The sequence below is a fragment of the Alteromonas sp. KUL17 genome (assembly GCF_006538305.1).
GTDB lineage: Bacteria > Pseudomonadota > Gammaproteobacteria > Enterobacterales > Alteromonadaceae > Alteromonas > Alteromonas macleodii.
The window spans coordinates 113,775-129,898 of the sequence record NZ_BJKJ01000013.1 but is presented as its reverse complement, the minus strand read 5'-3'; the positions used below and the strand labels follow the sequence as shown (position 1 = coordinate 129,898).

Sequence of the window (16,124 nt, the reverse complement as noted above, 5' to 3'; positions counted from 1 at the left end):
CCCCGTTATTTGAGGGTTATTGTGTTGCCGCCTTTTTCTTTTGATGCGTAGAGTGCGCGGTCGGCGCGCTGAATGAGCGTCTCGAGTGTATCGCTTTGCTGCATAAGAGTGACGCCGAAGCTCGATGATAATGACACTTCTGAAATAATGATTGCGTTTATACCTTCACGTACCTTTTCTACCAAATTAAGGGCGTTTTGCTCGTTGATATTAGGCAGAAGCAATACAAATTCGTCGCCGCCGAAACGGGCAAAAACATCCGCTTTACGCACAATATCCTTCGTCACCTGACTTAAGCGGCGCAATGCATTGTCGCCGTCTACATGGCCTAATTCGTCGTTAATACGTTTAAACTTATCTAAATCAAACATAACGAAATAAAGCGAGCTTCCCGATTCACGGCTCTGAGCCATTTCAAGTGCGCTGCGCTGGGCCAAATACTCCCGCGTATAAGCTTGGGTTAAGGTATCCACAAAAACACGGTCTTTGAGCAGAGCATTGTCTGCTTGTAACTGAGGAATGGCTATACCAAACAACGCGTTGGCTGCAATAACGTTGAGTGCAAACTGATACACTTTGACGTAATCCATTAAGGCGAATATATGCACCAGCAAAACAATGCATAAGCTGCTTATTGCAAGGCTTATAACATTGCGCTTCGTACTTTCAGTACACGCTATCCACATGTGGGTAATGGCGAGAAAAAAGATAGCAAATGCACTGTCACGAGACTGGGTAAGTTTTGCCAATAACATGACGAATAGTATGAGGGCCAAATTGATTGCCACTTTCTTAAAGTAGCTGTGTAAATCGGATGAAGCGCAGTTAGAAAATGCCAAGAGGTCTATTTTAGAAGCCGCACTTATTTTTACTAACAAGCCAGCAAAAAGAGGTGCAAGCACAACAACACCAGCCATATCCCCTATCCAAAAGGGCAGCATCGCATCTTTAATATCCGCCGCTGACATCTGATTAGTGAGAACAAGTGAACCAATGACAAGTTGCGTGGCAACTAACGACGAAATACAGCCGATAATTAAGAACGAGACGATTAATTGGGGTGTGGTGACGTCGGGTTTTCTCAATAGATGGCCGAGAACACTGGCTCCTGCATAGTAAGGAAGCATATGTGCAACGCCGAATAACACGCCGCCCCACATCATTTCTACGTTACTTAACGGCAGCGAGTAGTTATGACCATTCCAGACGGTAATCGCAATGGCGGCCACCATAATAGGCACTACCGCGCGCCAACCTAAAACTAAGAAGCATGCAAGGGTGTAGCCTGCCGCAGGAAACCAAACACTGGCGTGTTCAGTGTATTCAACAATGCGTCCAACTTGCCATATGGCAATCCAAGACAAGATAATAAATACATCTTGATACAAGCCAGACAGTGGCTTAAACGGCCAAAAAGAACGACCTGTCTCGGCATGTTCATGAACATTCGAGGTTGGCTTATCTACCTTGGACGCTTGTTGCGACCTTGGCTTCGAGATAGCAGGTTTTTCCATGAGGACACAAAAACTACGACTTCAGTTTTCAGTGTATAACGAGTGAGCGTTAAAATCTATACACCCTAAGTGCGGCTCTCTAGACCTTTAATAATGCGGCTTACTCAAAGGTTCACATCCCGCAAAAGAATGAGTAGTAAAGGTCTGTATTTTCGAGATAAATAGCGCCTAGACAAATTGAATAAGCTCTTCTAATGAATCAAGCTGAACGTGTGGAAGTACTGAAACGGGTTCTAATTTCAACTGCATTGGACGATTACATGCAAACCAAGCCGACTGATAGCCGGCATTAATGGCACCGAACACGTCTTTAATAATATTATCGCCCACATGTAAAATGTGCGCAGGCGTTACCTTTATCAGTGAGGCCGCTTCATCAAACATGTTTTGAGCAGGCTTCATAGGCCGTTTCACACTAGCGTGTAAGATCGCCGTGAAGTAACGGTCTAACCCTAATTTTTGCGCGTTTACATTGCCGTTAGTAATACCAACGAGCGGTAAATGCTGGCTAAGTTTATCGAGGGTGTGGTGAACATTACTGGCTAATGCAAAATCGCTTCTAGCGTCATAAAAACAATTAAAGCAGCCGTCTACAGCAGCACGTAACGCAATGTCTTCTGTAGGGACTATTGATAACTGACTTGCTGGCGTGCCAGATAATGCTGCACTTAAAACAACGCGACGAAGCTGCCCCATATCAGAAGCCAACCGCGCGTCTTTGGCGATAGCCGCACGTTTAAGCTGTAGCCAATCCAGTGATGTTAGCTTAGCCGCATGTTTGTGATGTTCAGCAATATGCGCTTGAAGGGCTTGCTCTGCGCGTCGAATAATAGGTTCATTATTGTAAAGGGTGTCATCAAGGTCGAAGGTCATAGCCTCGACGTTATTGATAGACCTGAAAAACTGCATTGGGAAACCTTCTAGTAGCGTTATTTCTTATGCGCGCGAGGGTGAGCCGCGTCATAAACATTAGCGAGATGCTGAAAATCCAGATGGGTATAAACCTGTGTTGTCGACAAGTTAGCGTGCCCTAACAGTTCTTGAACCGCACGCAAGTCACCACTTGATTCTAATACGTGGGTAGCAAAGGAATGGCGCAGTTTGTGAGGGCTTACTTTTTGTGACAGCGACTGTTCGCTTGCCATTTTATCGAGGCGATTAGCGACTTGTCGATTGGATATGCGGGTTTTGCGCTTACTCACAAAGACCGCACTTTCGTATGGTGATGCGTAGGCAGGGCGTACCTTCAACCACGCGTTAAGTGCTTTTTGTGCGTGTCGGCCTAACGGAAGTATTCGCTGTTTACTTCCTTTACCCATGACCTTCACCGTACCGTCCTTTAGACAGTCGGCCAAATTAAGCCCAGTCAGTTCGCTCAAACGCAGTCCACAGCCATAAAGTAGCTCAAACATAGCCACATCACGTAATTGCATACCTTCATCGTCGTCACTGCTTCGGGGGGAGGCATTAAGAAGCTGCTGCATTTCATCCACGCTTAGTTGCTTAGGCAATGGCTTCCCTTGTTTCGGAGCTTGAATACCTTCTACAGGGTTGCTGAATAGTTGCTGATGATCGATAAGATATTGGCAGAAGGTTCTAAGTGCCGATAGGCGCAATGCTATACTGCGCGCGCTGTGCCCTGACATCTTTGCATCAGCCATTACCCGCTTTATGTCGCTTGGCGTTAGTCCCGACCACTCGTAAAGCCCAAGTAACTTTGCAACTTCGGTAAGCTGGCGCTGGTAGTTTTTGATAGTGTGAAGAGATAACCCACGTTCTACCTGTAGATGTAGCAGAAACTTATCTAGCCATTGCTGGCAAGGTTCGCTTATCAATGCGTCCGTAGACACTACACCTAATATCCCATCATTTCAGGCAAGATGATATTAAGCACTTGCTGAAGCTGTTGAAGTAACAAGGTGTCCATATCTGGAGTGAAGTGGCTGGCGTCACTGCTGCTAATACCTAAAATACCGAGTTCACGGTTGTCACCAAGCAGCATTAGCGCTACAGACCCCGCAGGGCTTTCTCCGAAAAGAAGCTGGCGTTCGTGCTGAGATAATCGACCAAAGAAAAAATTGGTATTTTTAAAGCGTTTTTCAGTAAATAAACGTTGCTGTAGTTCGGGGATCGCGTGCGGACCTTTAAAGCTTTTAATGACCGCCGACGACAATTGTAAACGCTCTTGAAGCACATCTTCCAAAGTAAACTGAACTTCGGCAACACTTTCACAGCGCAGAAGCTGCACGTTTAAATCGGTGTAAACGCGATATATTTTTTCGTTTTGTTTAGCGATGCTCACCAGCTGATTGAGTTTAAAATTAAGCTGCCTAACTTTCTTTCGAAGCTGATCGCTTTGAATTTCTACCAGTGAAACACTGCCTTTCTGCTCGTGGGGAAGCTTAATTTTTTCAAGAAGGTCGGAGTGCTCGGCAAAGAACTCAGGGTTTTGTAACAAGAACGCGCGCACATCGGCACTCGACAATTCCGTTGTGTCGTTAAATGGCTCAATCAATTGCGTAGCGTTAGACTGCCCTGATAATTCGCTCATAGATTTATATGTCCGTCGTACACGTGCTCAGCAGGCCCTGTCATTTTTAACACGTTATCTGGGCCAGGCCAGCGTATACGTAAACTGCCTCCGGGTAAGTCCACCCGCACGTCTTTTCCTAATTTACCCTGAATCTGGCCAATTGCAACCGCTGCACAAGCGCCGCTACCACAGGCCAAGGTCTCACCTGAACCTCGTTCAAATACGCGAAGTTTAATATGTGACTCATTGATTATTTGCATAAAGCCAACGTTTACGCCTTCAGGGAAGCGTTCGTGCTTTTCAACAAGCGGACCAATCTCGGCCACATTAGCAGTATCAACGTCTTCGACTTCCATCACGCAATGTGGGTTACCCATCGATGCCGAACCAATGAATAGCGTGCTCACGCCGACTCGCAATATGTAGGTGTTTTCTTGCTTATTGGCTTTAAGTGGAATATTCGCAGGTTCGAATTCAGGTTTACCCATGTTCACAGTAACCTGACCGTCTTTCTCAAGATACAGCACCATTTTTCCAGCTTTGGTGCTTACGACAATTTTGTTGCGATTAATGAGACCTTTTTGCTTAACAAAACGTGCGAAGCAGCGTGCGCCATTGCCACACTGTTCTACTTCCGAACCATCCGCGTTGAATATACGATAGTGGAAGTCTTGTTCAGGATCGTAAGGCGGTTCCACCATCAACAGCTGGTCGAAGCCAATGCCGAAGTTTCGGTTAGCCAGTTGCTGAATTTTTTCTTTAGAGAAAAAGACGTTCTGAGTAACGTTATCAATAACCATGAAATCGTTACCCAAACCGTGCATTTTAGAAAATTGAACCTGCATTAAACGCGCATCTATCTTGTTAGTTTGTCTCTAGTTTACGGAAGTTTGTACTCACCTTGCCAGAGATCTTTTTGTTTTTCTCTTTCGCGAACCACAATTGCTTTGTCACCGTCTACCATAATTTCGGCTGGACGACAGCGGCTGTTGTAGTTTGACGCCATAACAAAACCATAGGCACCGGCGCTGCGAACTGCAAGTAAGTCTGTTGGTTCAATGGCTAATTCACGATCTTTTCCTATAAAGTCACCAGTTTCACACACTGGGCCTACTACATCGTAAATACGTGGTGTTGCCGTAGTTTCTTCTTTTACAGGAATAATTTTTTGCCATGCTGAGTAAAGTGCAGGGCGTAACAAATCGTTCATTGCAGCGTCGACAATGGCGAAGCTTTTTTCTTCACCTTCTTTGATGAATTCAACTTCGGTAACTAAAATACCGGCGTTTGCTGCAATAGCGCGGCCTGGCTCAAGAATAAGCTTTAGATTCTCACGGCCTACCATTTTTTCAGCCATGGCTTGTGCATAGGCTTTAGGATGAGGTGGTTGCTCGTTGTTATAAGTAACGCCAAGACCACCGCCCACATCTAAATGTTCAATGATAATGTTGCGTTCAGCTAATTCATCAATAAGCAGAAGCAAGCGCTCCAAGGCGTCTACAAATGGGCCGATGTCTGTGAGCTGCGAGCCAATATGGCAGTCCATACCAACAACATTTAAATGGGGTAGCGATGCGGCCAATTCATAGGTAGCAAGCGCTCGCTCACGAGCAATACCGAATTTATTTGCCTTCAAGCCTGTAGAAATATAAGGGTGAGTTTTGGCATCCACATCCGGGTTTATGCGCAGTGAAATAGGGGCTTTCACGCCCATTTCGCCTGCAACCTGGTTAATTCGATGAAGCTCTGGCTCTGATTCTACGTTGAAACACATGATGCCTTGTTCTAGCGCATAGCGAATTTCATCATGCTTTTTACCAACGCCTGAAAATACTACCTTACTTGCATCGCCACCGGCCTCGATTACGCGAGCGAGTTCACCTGCTGAAACGATATCAAAGCCTGAACCTAATTTGGCTAGAACGCTTAATACACCGATGTTCGAATTCGCTTTTACCGCGTAACACACAAGGTGAGGATGCTCACCAATGGCATCATTAAATGCGTGCCAGTGACGCTCTAATGTTGCACGTGAATAGATGTAAACCGGCGTTCCATGCTGGGCTGCAATATCAGAAACAGCCACTTGTTCAGCATGAAGCTGACCTTGGCTGTAGGCGAAATAATCCACTAGTTCAGCTCTCCAGAAGTAGTTGCGGGTGAAGTGTTATTGGTGTCAGAGTCGGCGCCGGTTTCTGCATTTTCAGAAGACGCTGGTTCAGCAGACGTGTTTTGTGCAGGCGCGTCAGGAATGTAGAGCGCCCCTTTGTAACCACAGCCACATAATGCTGTGAGTGTTAGCAAGAAAACAACTGACTTTTTAAGCACGAAAAATCCCGCGAAGAATACGACAAATGCCGCTATCATCGCATTGCGGCGTTAAATTGCAAGAGCCAATAATCGTTCTTGTGTTTTATCGCCATATCGAACGTTTTTCCAAAGCGCATCGCACAGGCTTTGCGTATCAGAAAAGTCTTTGTTTTTAAGCCAATCGATAAGAATGTTGGGGTTGTCTGGAAAGGCAATCGCTTCGTTGTCGGGAGCTTCTAGCCACTCTTCAACAATGTCGGTATCAAGTTGAAACAGGGTGTGGCATAAATCCAATTTATTTAATGTAAGCACATTCGATAGTTGCTCAAACTGGCCGTGTAAAGGTTTTATAAGCAGCTTCTTGCCCAGTTGAAGTGCCTCACTCGATAGCTCAAACCCCCCATTGGCGATTACGCCGCTGGCGTGCTGTAGGGCTTTTTGAAAGTGCTTCTTAGATGTAGGGTGCCAATGAATATGTCCCACTTCTTTCGCTTCATCGATGTTCGGGTGAAAGCACTCGAAAACCTGATCGCTTAGCGGTTCCAACATTTGTTGAACATCTTCAATATCTTCAAAAGGTAAGTAAACCAGAACGTGACCATTTCCCGAAGACACAATCGGCTTTTCTGCAACGAATGGCGGAATAATCGGTTGATTGAAGTGATACCAGTGCACACCTAGTTGAATCTCTGTTGGCGCAAACACTTTCATTAGCAAGGAATCGAAAATCGTGTTGCCACTTTTAGGAACATCGTAGGCAAATGCAGCCTGATGGCTAATCGAAATAGAAGGTAGACCTTGCTGTTTAGCTGCCCACGCCGTAACGGGCTCAAAGTCATTGACCAGCAAATCGTAGTTGCTGGTATCAAAGGCTTTCACGTCTTTAATAAACTGGCTTACATTTGCATCTTTAACGGTCGCCCATTTATCAACCCGGCCTCCTTTGGTGATAAAGCTCAGGCCAGTAAAGGTTCGGTATTCTCCGAATATTTCCATGTCGAAATACTTCTCAGGGGGACGACCGGTAAACACAAAGTCAACGTTAATGTCATCGCGCTGTGCCAGAGCTGCAGCCATTATTCGCGCACGGGCGATGTGTCCGTTACCGGTGCCCTGCACACCATACAATAATCTCATGCTACCCCAGAATAGAAATGCTCAACGTTGCTATTGTAACGCCTAAAAGTGTCCCTGCGATCACGTCTGACGGGTAATGAACACCCAGTAACACACGTGAAAGACCAATTAACGCGGCCCAGCTGTAAGCCAATACCGCAAACGACGGATAATAATGAGCCACTATGCTCGCCATCAATGTGGCTGCTGCCGTGTGGCCTGAAGGAAGAGAGAATTTATCAGAAGGCGTGACATGTGCTGTTAAATTCATTAGAAAATCGCAAGGGCGAGGGCGCTTGAACATTTTCTTAAGCAGCACATAAATGGGTAATTCCAGCGCATAAGCCATCAGCGCTGTGTAGAGGAAAAGCTCACCATGTTCAGGCTCAAATGCCCAAAGCAGCGCACCGATAACAAGGTACAGGTAACCATCGCCGGTTTTCGACAGCCAAATAATACTTCTGCAGTCTCTTTTTTGCGTCAGTTTGTACAGGCGATAAAACAAGTCTGTATCGTATTTGGTCAAGGATTTAATCAACATCGCCTTGTCCCCTATCGGTTAATTACTGCACAGGCTAAAGTTCATCTGTGACCAGTGGGTGACGAAAAAAGAAACTTTTTTGACAGCGAGCTTCGTTTTTACTTTTTCTTTTGTCCTGGCGAACAGATATTGGGAATGGCTGTAAAAGACAAAAAGCTAAGCAAAATATGTGCTCATTTTGGGGAGGGGAGAGCAAGTTTTGATGAGTTTTAAAAAAAGTGGAAAATTCGACGAAAGGCGTGAAATCAAACGTTTGCATTGCGACATTTAATGCTATGCTAGTTTTAGAAGCGTAAGCAGCGCTTTGTTTTCACTTAATTTTAGTCTTCTCAATTTTAGTAAGGCAGAACGATGGAATACAACACATCTGAATTATGCGATTTGTTTGCTGATAGCGTAGACGTGGTAGATCCAATTTTCGCGAGCTTTGGTGGCCGGTATTCTTTCGGTGGTGAAATTACCACAATTAAATGCTTTGAAGACAGAGGCCTTATCGACCGAGTACTTGCTCAGCCCGGCGCTGGAAAAGTACTGCTTATTGACGGCGGTGGTTCTAGCCGTCGTGCACTGTTCGATGCATCCTCTGCTCAAGTTGCAATCGACAACGATTGGGAAGGGGTTGTGATATACGGCAGCGTGCGAGAAGTTGATAGCCTTGCCGAATTAGATATCGGTGTTTTGGCGGTAGCCGCCATTCCAGTAAATGCTGAGTGTGAAAGTATTGGTGAGGTAGACGTGCCCGTTAACTTTGGTGGCGTTACGTTTTTACCAGAAGATCATCTTTATGCTGATAGCACGGGCGTCATTCTCTCTCCTGAGCCGTTAGATTTAGACTAAATCATCGGTAAGCAGACGCTAACTGCTTTGAAAACAAAGAGATAAAAAACGGAGGCTTTGTGCCTCCGTTTGTATTTCTATTTGCGTTTAAAACGATTCAAGTGCGCTCAGCGCTGACACACCGGGTGTGAAGCTACTTGTTTGCTTCATCAAACACTTGGTTTAGATACAAGGCAATGCGAATTCCCGCCATCTGCAAACGCTTTTTAGCAGTAGGCAGGTGGTTGTATAAGTAGTCATAGCTCATGTTGTTTGCGTCATCAGGATAAATGGTATCGCGAATAGCGGTGCTTTCTTCAATCCACACCATAGGGTCAGTGGTTGCCCAACTGCGAATATCTTTAGCAGTAATGGCTTGTGTTAACCAAGACGTCCACTCTGAGTACGACAGGTCGCGCTGATCTAGCATTTGCGAGTCCCACACTCGGTGTAGGTTAGAGTCTTGCCAGAAGAAGCGCACCTTTACATCGTTACCGCCACGATCAGTTCCGTTTCCGGCATGAAGCGGCTGATGAAGGTCGCCAATAATATGCACAATGAACTGAAGGGCCAGACGCTTTTCTTCAACGGTGGCGGTGTCGCTTTTTAACGTTTCAGTAAACTGCTTTAACGCGGTAACCGCATCACCTTGCTTTGGTGCGCCAACTTCTTTGTAGGTCTTTCCTTCAGGTACAGATACATAGTGCCAAGGGCTAGCGGTTTTCTGCCAAAATTCGCTTGGGTCAGAACGCATTTCGTCAGCGTGAGTTGAGGCTTCAGCCAACGAACCGTGTGGTAATAACTCCATTAGTGCAGCTTGTGAAAGAGGGCTAAGATATTGCTCGGCAATAGCGCCAGTCACTCGGTGACCGGTTTGCCCCCATCCGAAAGCGGGTGATGAAATACACAATGTAAATAGTGTGCTCAGCGCAACTGCGCAAATCCTGTTTGCAAACGCGAACATGGTTAATCCTCAGAATGTTTGGAAGACTGGTAGCCCCATCTTGCGACAAGAGACTGCTCAATACCTAGGTGGTCTAGTATGCGCGCCACCACAAAATCTACCAAGTCATCGATAGTCTTGGGGTTGTGATAAAAGCCAGGCGCTGCAGGCATAATAGTAGCACCCATTTGCGAAAGCTTGAGCATATTTTCTAAATGAATAGAAGAAAGCGGCATTTCACGGGGCACTAGAATCAGCTGGCCCCGCTCTTTTAAAACAACATCTGCTGCACGCTCAATCAGGTTGTCGCTTGCGCCAATACTAATGGCCGAAAGTGTACCTGTTGAACACGGGCAAACCACCATTTTTGCGGGGGCCGCTGAGCCTGAAGCTACTGGTGAAAACCACTCTTCTTTGCCAAAAACCTTGATTTGGTCTGGCTTTGCATTGCAATGCTCGGTAAAAAACGCGGCAGCGTCATCGGGTCGCCCGGGTATCTTGACGTTCTCTTCCGTGGCAAACACCACTTTGGCAGCGGAAGAGATTAATACATACACTTGGTAATCGGCGTTAACTAGCGATTTCAATAGTGTAAGCGCATAAGGCGCGCCAGATGCGCCTGTGATAGCAAGCGTGACTTGCTTGTCATGTTTCATTGTATAGCCTCTGTAGATGACAAGCATAATGCGCTTGTCTATCGGATAACACTTGGTTTTATTCTGCCTATTTTACAGTTTGGTCTTCATTTTCAGAGCGTCGAGTATTCGGCCATGAATGCCTTCAAAACCGCCGTTACTCATTACAAGAATATGATCGCCCGGTTGTGCTACGTTGCAAACGCCTTGAACGATCTTCTCTACATCTCTGAAGCAGTGCGTAGGCGCATTGCTGTGCGCTACCGAATCGACTAACGACCAGTCCATGCCTTCAGGTTCATAAAGGTAAACCTCATCGGCTTTCTGCCATGAGTTTGCCAGCGTATCTTTGTGCACACCCATTTTCATCGTGTTAGAGCGCGGCTCTAGCACAGCCAGAATACGGGCATTACCCACTTTCTTGCGCAGTCCATCAAGTGTAGTCGCAATTGCAGTAGGGTGGTGTGCAAAGTCGTCATAAAGGGTGATGTTGTTTACTTCACCCTTTACTTCCATGCGACGCTTAACATTCTTAAAAAATGATAAGGCGTCTATGGCATCAGGTAAGGTAACACCTGCATGGTGGGCGGCAGCTATGGCCATTAAAGCATTGTCCACATTGTGTTGACCAACCAAAGCCCAGGTTACCGTACCAGCTATAACGCCGTTATGTATTACATTGAATTCACTGCCGTCTTTCTTTAACAGTTCTGCATGCCACTCTTTGCCCAACGATTGGCGAGAAGACCAGCAACCTTTCTTGAGCATATCCTCAATTGCGGGCGTATTGTTAGGTGTAAGAATAAGCCCGTTTTCTGGCACCATGCGAACCAAATGGTGGAACTGGGTTTGAATAGCCCCAAGGTCAGCAAAAATATCTGCATGGTCAAACTCAAGGTTGTTAATTACCAAGGTTTTTGGGCGATAGTGTACGAACTTAGAACGCTTATCGAAAAATGCGCTGTCGTATTCGTCAGCTTCAATGACAAAAAAGGGGCTTTCACCCACGCGAGCCGATACGCCAAAATTCTCTGGTACGCCGCCAATCAAATAACCAGGGTTAAGACCAGCGTGTTCTAAAATCCACGCGACCATACTGCTAGTTGTTGTTTTACCGTGGGTACCTGATAACCCGATTACCCAACGATCTTTTAGTAAGTTATCAAGCAGCCATTGTGGGCCGCTAGTGTAAGGCAGGTTTCGGTTTAACACGTATTCAACGGCGGGGTTACCGCGCGACATCGCGTTACCAATTACTACCATATCTGGCGCTGGATCAAACTGGCTTTCGCAATAACCTTCGGTCAACTCGATGCCTAATGCTTCAAGCTGGGTGCTCATGGGCGGATAAACGTTTTTATCAGACCCTGTTACTTTGTGGCCGAGTGATTTAGCAATAGCGGCAATGCCGCCCATAAAACTTCCACAAATGCCTAAAATATGTACATGCATAGCGCATTCTCAATGAATTATCATGTTATTGGGGTACTGTATCAGAACCCCGTGGCCTATAGATAATTCAATTTTAATCATTCAATAAATGCCTTAAGCCGTTGTAATACGCTAAACACCTATGAATCTATGATGCGCAAACTGGTATGGTGTGTGTATGACATTTTACGGGCGTGTTCCACTTACCCAAGAACACGGTTACAATCTATCCACAGGTTTAAAACCTGTGTGTGCTTCAGACAAACGCCGGTAAGGAAAGCTGAGCGACTGGTAGCACAACACCCTACACACGAAAAAAAGGCTTACATTCAATGAAACGTTTAAATTCCCAATTGCAACAAGACGGTGCACCGCTTGAGTTAATTTTACTCATTCGTACACTGCTAGCGGGCTGTAAAGAAATTTCTTTCCGCGTGAGTCAAGGCGCACTTGCTGGCGTGCTCGGTTCAACCCTTTCAGAAAACGTACAGGGCGAAACACAGAAAAAGCTCGACGTTATCTCTAACCACATTTTAAAAGACACGCTAAGGGAATCTGGCTACGTAAAAGCCATTTCTTCTGAAGAAGAAGATGACGTTGTGCCGTGTAATCCAGACGGTAATTACTTAGTAAGCTTCGACCCGCTAGATGGGTCGTCAAACACTGAAATTAACAGCCTAATCGGTACTATTTTCTCTATTACCCATGCGCCTCAGTGGATGAAACCAGATGATCCGTCTGCTTTCTTACAGCCTGGAACGCAGATGGTAGCTGCAGGCTATGTGCTGTATGGCCCGTCTACTATGCTGGCGTTGACGACGGGGCGCGGCACGCACATTTATACGCTTGATAAAACCCACGGTGGTTTCCTGCTTACTCACCCTAATATTCAAGTACCTGAGCAAACGTCAGAGTTTTCGATTAATGCGTCGAACCAGCGTCATTGGGAACCTGCAATGCAGGCATACATTGCCGACCTTCTAGCAGGTAAAGATGGCCCTAGAGGCAAAAACTTTAATATGCGCTGGGTAGCGGCAATGGTGGGTGATATTCATCGTTTGCTTTGTCGCGGTGGCATCTTTATGTATCCATTCGATAACAGGGACCCGTCTAAGCCAGGTAAATTACGCTTGCTTTACGAAGCTAACCCGATGGCATTCTTAATGGAGCAAGCAGGTGGAAAAGCAGAAACAGGCACTGGCCGAATTCTGGAAGTTATGCCTGAAGAAATTCATCAACGTGTACCGTGCATTATCGGCTCTAAAGAAGAAGTTGAGATGTGCTTGAGCTACAACGACAACGCGAAATAGCGAAAAAGCAGCAAAATTTAACGAAAAATAAAGAGATTAGTACGACATGGGTCGTAAAGCGTTTTTATTTTGCTGCTGTCACCGTATACTTAACCCAAAATTTCTTATACATCATTGAAAGGACCAAAGAATGAGCTTGAGTGCTATTTCTGCTGGTAAAAACGTACCAGACGAAGTAAATGTGATCATCGAAATTCCAGCACACGCTGACCCGGTGAAGTACGAAGTAGACAAAGACACAGGTGCACTATTTGTTGACCGTTTCATGGCAACTTGCATGCACTACCCAACTAACTACGGTTACGTGAACAACACGTTGTCTGAAGATGGCGACCCAGTTGACGTTCTAGTAATGACTCCGTTCCCACTACTTGCAGGTTCTGTCATTAAGTGTCGTCCAGTTGGCGTACTAAACATGACTGACGAGTCTGGTAAAGACGCAAAAGTACTAGCGGTACCAGTAGACAAGCTTTCTACTATCTATCGTGACGTTAAAGAAATTGCAGACGTACCTCCGCTTCTTCTTAAGCAAATTGAGCACTTCTTCGAGCACTATAAAGATCTTGAAGAAGGCAAATGGGTGAAGATTGACGGTTGGGCAGACGCTGCCGCTGCAAAAGAAGAAATTACCGCAAGCATCGCGCGTTTCGAAGCAGAATAATTCACGCTGCTTTAAATTGATGATACAAAGGGCTGGTGTAATACCAGCCCTTTTTGTATGTGGCTAAAAAGTGAAGATTGAAAACGACAAGCAAAAGCCGATACAAAAAAGCGAACAAAATACTCAACGATAGAGAGCAGTATGATCCACCATAAATTATCCATGACTTCATTGTTTGCTGTAATAATGATGGTTGTAACTTTCAACTCTTTGGCAGATGAAACTCCTACTGAAGTATACTGGGAAGACCTAGTGCCTGAGGGCTTTAATGAGCTCGCGCCACCTTCAGTTCAACATAATGGCGAGATGAGTCAGCTTCAGCCTGACGCACCCGTTGTCGATACCTTTGATGGTAAACGGGTGAAAATCCCGGGTTTTGTTGTGCCGCTAGAAGGTACGGCAGAGCTAACCGCTGAGTTCTTACTTGTTCCATATTTCGGAGCCTGTATTCACGTACCACCGCCGCCGTCTAATCAAATTGTTTACGTAAAATTTGAAGAAGGGGTGCGCATAGATAATATTTACGATGCAATTTGGGTAACCGGCGAACTGTCGACTGACGGTTGGAAAGGCGACATTGCGTCTGTAGGTTACCGTTTGAAAGGCGAAGCCGTAGAAGGGTTTTAAGCATAAAACGTTTAAAAAGGATATCAGGTGTTTACAGGATTATCAGCGTTTCCCATTACCCCCTTTAAACAAGAAGCTATTGATTACAAAGCGTTTAAAGGGCTTGTTGAGAATTTGGCTTCGGCGAATGTAGATTCAATTTGCGCGATAGGCTCTACTGGGCTGTATCCTTATCTAACGCGAGGGGAAAAGTACGACGTAGCCAAGCTCGCCGTCGACCACGCAAATGGCATTCCTGTTATGGCAGGCGTTGGGGCGCTGCGTACCTATGACGTGCTAAAAAACGTTGAAGCTGTGCAGCAAGCAGGTGTTAATGCTGTGCTGTTAGCACCCGTTTCCTATCAAGTGCTTAACGAAGAAGAAGTGTGTGGCCTATATGAGGCAGTGAGTCACGAGGTATCTGTGCCTATCTGCGTTTACGAAAATCCTCGCGTGACTAATTTTACCTTCAGCGATGATTTATACCGCCGTATTGGAAAATTACCGAATATCGGAGCGATTAAAATACCCGGAACTCCATTTGCCAAAAGCTCAATGGAAAATAGTTCTAGCAAGGATATCCCACCCTCTGAAGCAAGCAATAGCGAAGGCGCTCACCGATTAGCATCATTGCGAGAGATAGTGCCTGCACACATTGCTATAGGCGTGAGTGGTGATAGTTTTGGCGCGGCAGGAATGAGTGAAGGTTGTGACCTTTGGCTCTCTGTTATAGGGGGAATATTCCCGCGAACCGTAATGCGTATTGTCGACGCCGCTCAGTCTGGTAATGCTGTTGATGCACAGGCTCAGTCACAAGCGTTAAGCGGAATATGGAGCATGTTTGCGCGCAATGGCGGCGGCTTGCGTGTGGTTGCAGCCGCGGCAGAAATTTTGGGCTATTGTGAAACGCCTAGCTTACCTGCCCCCTTCTTACCTATCGACAAAAATGAGTACAGCGAGCTAGAGCACATCATCACGAAGTTACCGTTAAGCTAGCCCTGCGTATAAATCTGTTCAGCGCGGTTAAACAGAAGCCAAGACGTTAAAATGTACTTGTCGTTACTTTTTGGAGTTTGGCCGCGATGCGTGTGAGTAAAATAGGCTGGCGCAATCACCATTCGGCCTGCTTTAGGCTTAACCGCACGGTTTTGATAATAAAATTCCGTCTCGCCGCCTTCTTCCACATCGTTTAAGTAGTACATAAACAGCAACACGCGGTGCAGCGCATCGTTATGTTGAAGCTGTGGATAGACTTCTGAATGCCAGTATGGGTAGCCACCATTGCCCGCGGTGTAGCGCTGGGCATTTACTTCGCCAACCCGAAACAGGTAATTCACCAAATTCGCCAAATTGGGTTTACCCACTTCATCAAAATTTTCACCTGTTACTTTCACCGGTTCGCCAGTTTTGGGATGGCGTACGGTTAAGCCAATGGGCCCAACAAGCGCAAAATAGTACTTTTCAATGTAGGAGACCAGCTGCTGCCCAGTGTGCTGCATCACTTGTTGAAATAAGTCTTTAAATTCCGGGTTGCGACTTATCGATACATCCATGCTGCGCTTTTTATCTAAGTCGACGCCACCACCGGTGCGGCCTTGAGATAAATTAGGGCTGCTTTCAAAGCGTTCCATGAGTTGTTTGCACAGCTCTGGTGGTAACACATCATCAATAACTTCAATTAAATCGCTCATGGAGACCTCGTACTGCG

Annotated in this window: 18 protein-coding genes; 5 read left to right on the top strand and 13 right to left on the bottom strand. The window is 45.9% G+C overall.

The features are described 5' to 3' along the window. Window positions 1–5: 5 nt before the first annotated feature. The 9 genes from KUL49_RS12945 to KUL49_RS12905 form a co-directional block, all read right to left on the bottom strand. Complete coding sequence (locus KUL49_RS12945) at window positions 6–1,514, bottom strand: diguanylate cyclase (protein ID WP_131137546.1); 1,509 nt, start codon at window positions 1,512–1,514, stop codon at window positions 6–8. Between the two features lie 168 nt (window positions 1,515–1,682). Beyond that, window positions 1,683–2,423, bottom strand: a complete 741-nt coding sequence (locus KUL49_RS12940; RefSeq protein ID WP_131137545.1) for an HAD-IA family hydrolase — start codon at window positions 2,421–2,423, stop codon at window positions 1,683–1,685. A 20-nt stretch (window positions 2,424–2,443) separates the two neighbouring features. Next, window positions 2,444–3,364, bottom strand: coding sequence for a tyrosine recombinase XerC (xerC, locus tag KUL49_RS12935; protein ID WP_131137544.1), 921 nt, complete (start codon window positions 3,362–3,364; stop codon window positions 2,444–2,446). Between the two features lie 5 nt (window positions 3,365–3,369). Continuing rightward, window positions 3,370–4,065, bottom strand: a complete 696-nt coding sequence (locus KUL49_RS12930) for a DUF484 family protein (protein WP_131137543.1) — start codon at window positions 4,063–4,065, stop codon at window positions 3,370–3,372. Then, window positions 4,062–4,892, bottom strand: coding sequence for a diaminopimelate epimerase (gene dapF / locus KUL49_RS12925; RefSeq protein ID WP_131137542.1), 831 nt, complete (start codon window positions 4,890–4,892; stop codon window positions 4,062–4,064). Before dapF ends, KUL49_RS12930 begins: the two co-directional genes overlap by 4 nt. Window positions 4,893–4,927: 35 nt before the next feature. Beyond that, window positions 4,928–6,178, bottom strand: coding sequence for a diaminopimelate decarboxylase (gene lysA, locus KUL49_RS12920; protein WP_131137541.1), 1,251 nt, complete (start codon window positions 6,176–6,178; stop codon window positions 4,928–4,930). Then, entirely contained in the window at window positions 6,178–6,414 is a 237-nt protein-coding gene (locus KUL49_RS12915; protein WP_069943528.1) for a lipoprotein, read from the bottom strand. The genes lysA and KUL49_RS12915 overlap by 1 nt, the downstream gene beginning before the upstream one ends. 12 nt (window positions 6,415–6,426) lie before the next feature. Continuing rightward, window positions 6,427–7,494, bottom strand: a complete 1,068-nt coding sequence (locus KUL49_RS12910; protein ID WP_014947853.1) for an MJ1255/VC2487 family glycosyltransferase — start codon at window positions 7,492–7,494, stop codon at window positions 6,427–6,429. Window position 7,495: 1 nt separating this feature from the next. Then, the gene (locus KUL49_RS12905; RefSeq protein ID WP_014947854.1) at window positions 7,496–8,014 is read right to left on the bottom strand and encodes a phosphatase PAP2 family protein; all 519 of its coding nucleotides are present in this window, start codon (window positions 8,012–8,014) and stop codon (window positions 7,496–7,498) included. A 351-nt stretch (window positions 8,015–8,365) separates the two neighbouring features. Between KUL49_RS12905 and rraA the strand changes: the two genes are divergently transcribed. Next, window positions 8,366–8,851, top strand: a complete 486-nt coding sequence (gene rraA, locus KUL49_RS12900; protein WP_014947855.1) for a ribonuclease E activity regulator RraA — start codon at window positions 8,366–8,368, stop codon at window positions 8,849–8,851. A gap of 133 nt (window positions 8,852–8,984) precedes the next feature. On the opposite strand, the gene KUL49_RS12895 is transcribed toward rraA, so the two are convergent. From KUL49_RS12895 to mpl, 3 genes are all read right to left on the bottom strand, one after another. Then, window positions 8,985–9,794, bottom strand: a complete 810-nt coding sequence (locus KUL49_RS12895; RefSeq protein WP_131137540.1) for a S1/P1 nuclease — start codon at window positions 9,792–9,794, stop codon at window positions 8,985–8,987. 2 nt (window positions 9,795–9,796) lie between these two features. After that, on the bottom strand, window positions 9,797–10,429 hold the full coding sequence (locus KUL49_RS12890) for a flavin prenyltransferase UbiX (RefSeq protein WP_131137539.1): 633 nt from the start codon (window positions 10,427–10,429) through the stop codon (window positions 9,797–9,799). 72 nt (window positions 10,430–10,501) lie between these two features. Beyond that, window positions 10,502–11,860 carry a UDP-N-acetylmuramate:L-alanyl-gamma-D-glutamyl-meso-diaminopimelate ligase gene (mpl, locus tag KUL49_RS12885; protein WP_131137538.1) on the bottom strand — a complete coding sequence of 453 codons (1,359 nt, stop codon included), beginning with the start codon at window positions 11,858–11,860 and terminating at the stop codon, window positions 10,502–10,504. Between the two features lie 311 nt (window positions 11,861–12,171). On the opposite strand from mpl, the gene KUL49_RS12880 reads away from it, so the two are divergent. From KUL49_RS12880 to KUL49_RS12865, 4 genes are all read left to right on the top strand, one after another. After that, window positions 12,172–13,149, top strand: a complete 978-nt coding sequence (locus KUL49_RS12880; RefSeq protein ID WP_014947860.1) for a class 1 fructose-bisphosphatase — start codon at window positions 12,172–12,174, stop codon at window positions 13,147–13,149. Between the two features lie 130 nt (window positions 13,150–13,279). Further along, window positions 13,280–13,810, top strand: a complete 531-nt coding sequence (gene ppa / locus KUL49_RS12875) for an inorganic diphosphatase (protein ID WP_014947861.1) — start codon at window positions 13,280–13,282, stop codon at window positions 13,808–13,810. A 141-nt stretch (window positions 13,811–13,951) separates the two neighbouring features. Beyond that, window positions 13,952–14,437: a DUF3299 domain-containing protein gene (locus KUL49_RS12870; RefSeq protein WP_131137537.1), complete on the top strand. Its 486-nt coding sequence runs from the start codon at window positions 13,952–13,954 to the stop codon at window positions 14,435–14,437. A 27-nt stretch (window positions 14,438–14,464) separates the two neighbouring features. After that, complete coding sequence (locus KUL49_RS12865; protein ID WP_131137536.1) at window positions 14,465–15,412, top strand: dihydrodipicolinate synthase family protein; 948 nt, start codon at window positions 14,465–14,467, stop codon at window positions 15,410–15,412. Here KUL49_RS12865 and KUL49_RS12860 read toward each other — a convergent pair. Next, entirely contained in the window at window positions 15,409–16,107 is a 699-nt protein-coding gene (locus KUL49_RS12860; protein ID WP_131137535.1) for a 2OG-Fe(II) oxygenase, read from the bottom strand. The two genes, KUL49_RS12865 and KUL49_RS12860, sit on opposite strands and share 4 nt — an antisense overlap. Window positions 16,108–16,124: the final 17 nt, after the last annotated feature.

Coding starts and splice junctions, on each gene's coding strand:
- KUL49_RS12905 (WP_014947854.1), bottom strand. CDS start 8,014: ATGTTGATTAAATCCTTGACCAAATACGATACAGACTTGTTTTATCGC.
- KUL49_RS12945 (WP_131137546.1), bottom strand. CDS start 1,514: ATGGAAAAACCTGCTATCTCGAAGCCAAGGTCGCAACAAGCGTCCAAG.
- mpl (WP_131137538.1), bottom strand. CDS start 11,860: ATGCATGTACATATTTTAGGCATTTGTGGAAGTTTTATGGGCGGCATT.
- KUL49_RS12895 (WP_131137540.1), bottom strand. CDS start 9,794: ATGTTCGCGTTTGCAAACAGGATTTGCGCAGTTGCGCTGAGCACACTA.
- ppa (WP_014947861.1), top strand. CDS start 13,280: ATGAGCTTGAGTGCTATTTCTGCTGGTAAAAACGTACCAGACGAAGTA.
- dapF (WP_131137542.1), bottom strand. CDS start 4,892: ATGCAGGTTCAATTTTCTAAAATGCACGGTTTGGGTAACGATTTCATG.
- KUL49_RS12930 (WP_131137543.1), bottom strand. CDS start 4,065: ATGAGCGAATTATCAGGGCAGTCTAACGCTACGCAATTGATTGAGCCA.
- KUL49_RS12880 (WP_014947860.1), top strand. CDS start 12,172: ATGAAACGTTTAAATTCCCAATTGCAACAAGACGGTGCACCGCTTGAG.
- rraA (WP_014947855.1), top strand. CDS start 8,366: ATGGAATACAACACATCTGAATTATGCGATTTGTTTGCTGATAGCGTA.
- KUL49_RS12910 (WP_014947853.1), bottom strand. CDS start 7,494: ATGAGATTATTGTATGGTGTGCAGGGCACCGGTAACGGACACATCGCC.
- KUL49_RS12870 (WP_131137537.1), top strand. CDS start 13,952: ATGATCCACCATAAATTATCCATGACTTCATTGTTTGCTGTAATAATG.
- KUL49_RS12915 (WP_069943528.1), bottom strand. CDS start 6,414: ATGATAGCGGCATTTGTCGTATTCTTCGCGGGATTTTTCGTGCTTAAA.
- KUL49_RS12890 (WP_131137539.1), bottom strand. CDS start 10,429: ATGAAACATGACAAGCAAGTCACGCTTGCTATCACAGGCGCATCTGGC.
- KUL49_RS12860 (WP_131137535.1), bottom strand. CDS start 16,107: ATGAGCGATTTAATTGAAGTTATTGATGATGTGTTACCACCAGAGCTG.
- KUL49_RS12940 (WP_131137545.1), bottom strand. CDS start 2,423: ATGCAGTTTTTCAGGTCTATCAATAACGTCGAGGCTATGACCTTCGAC.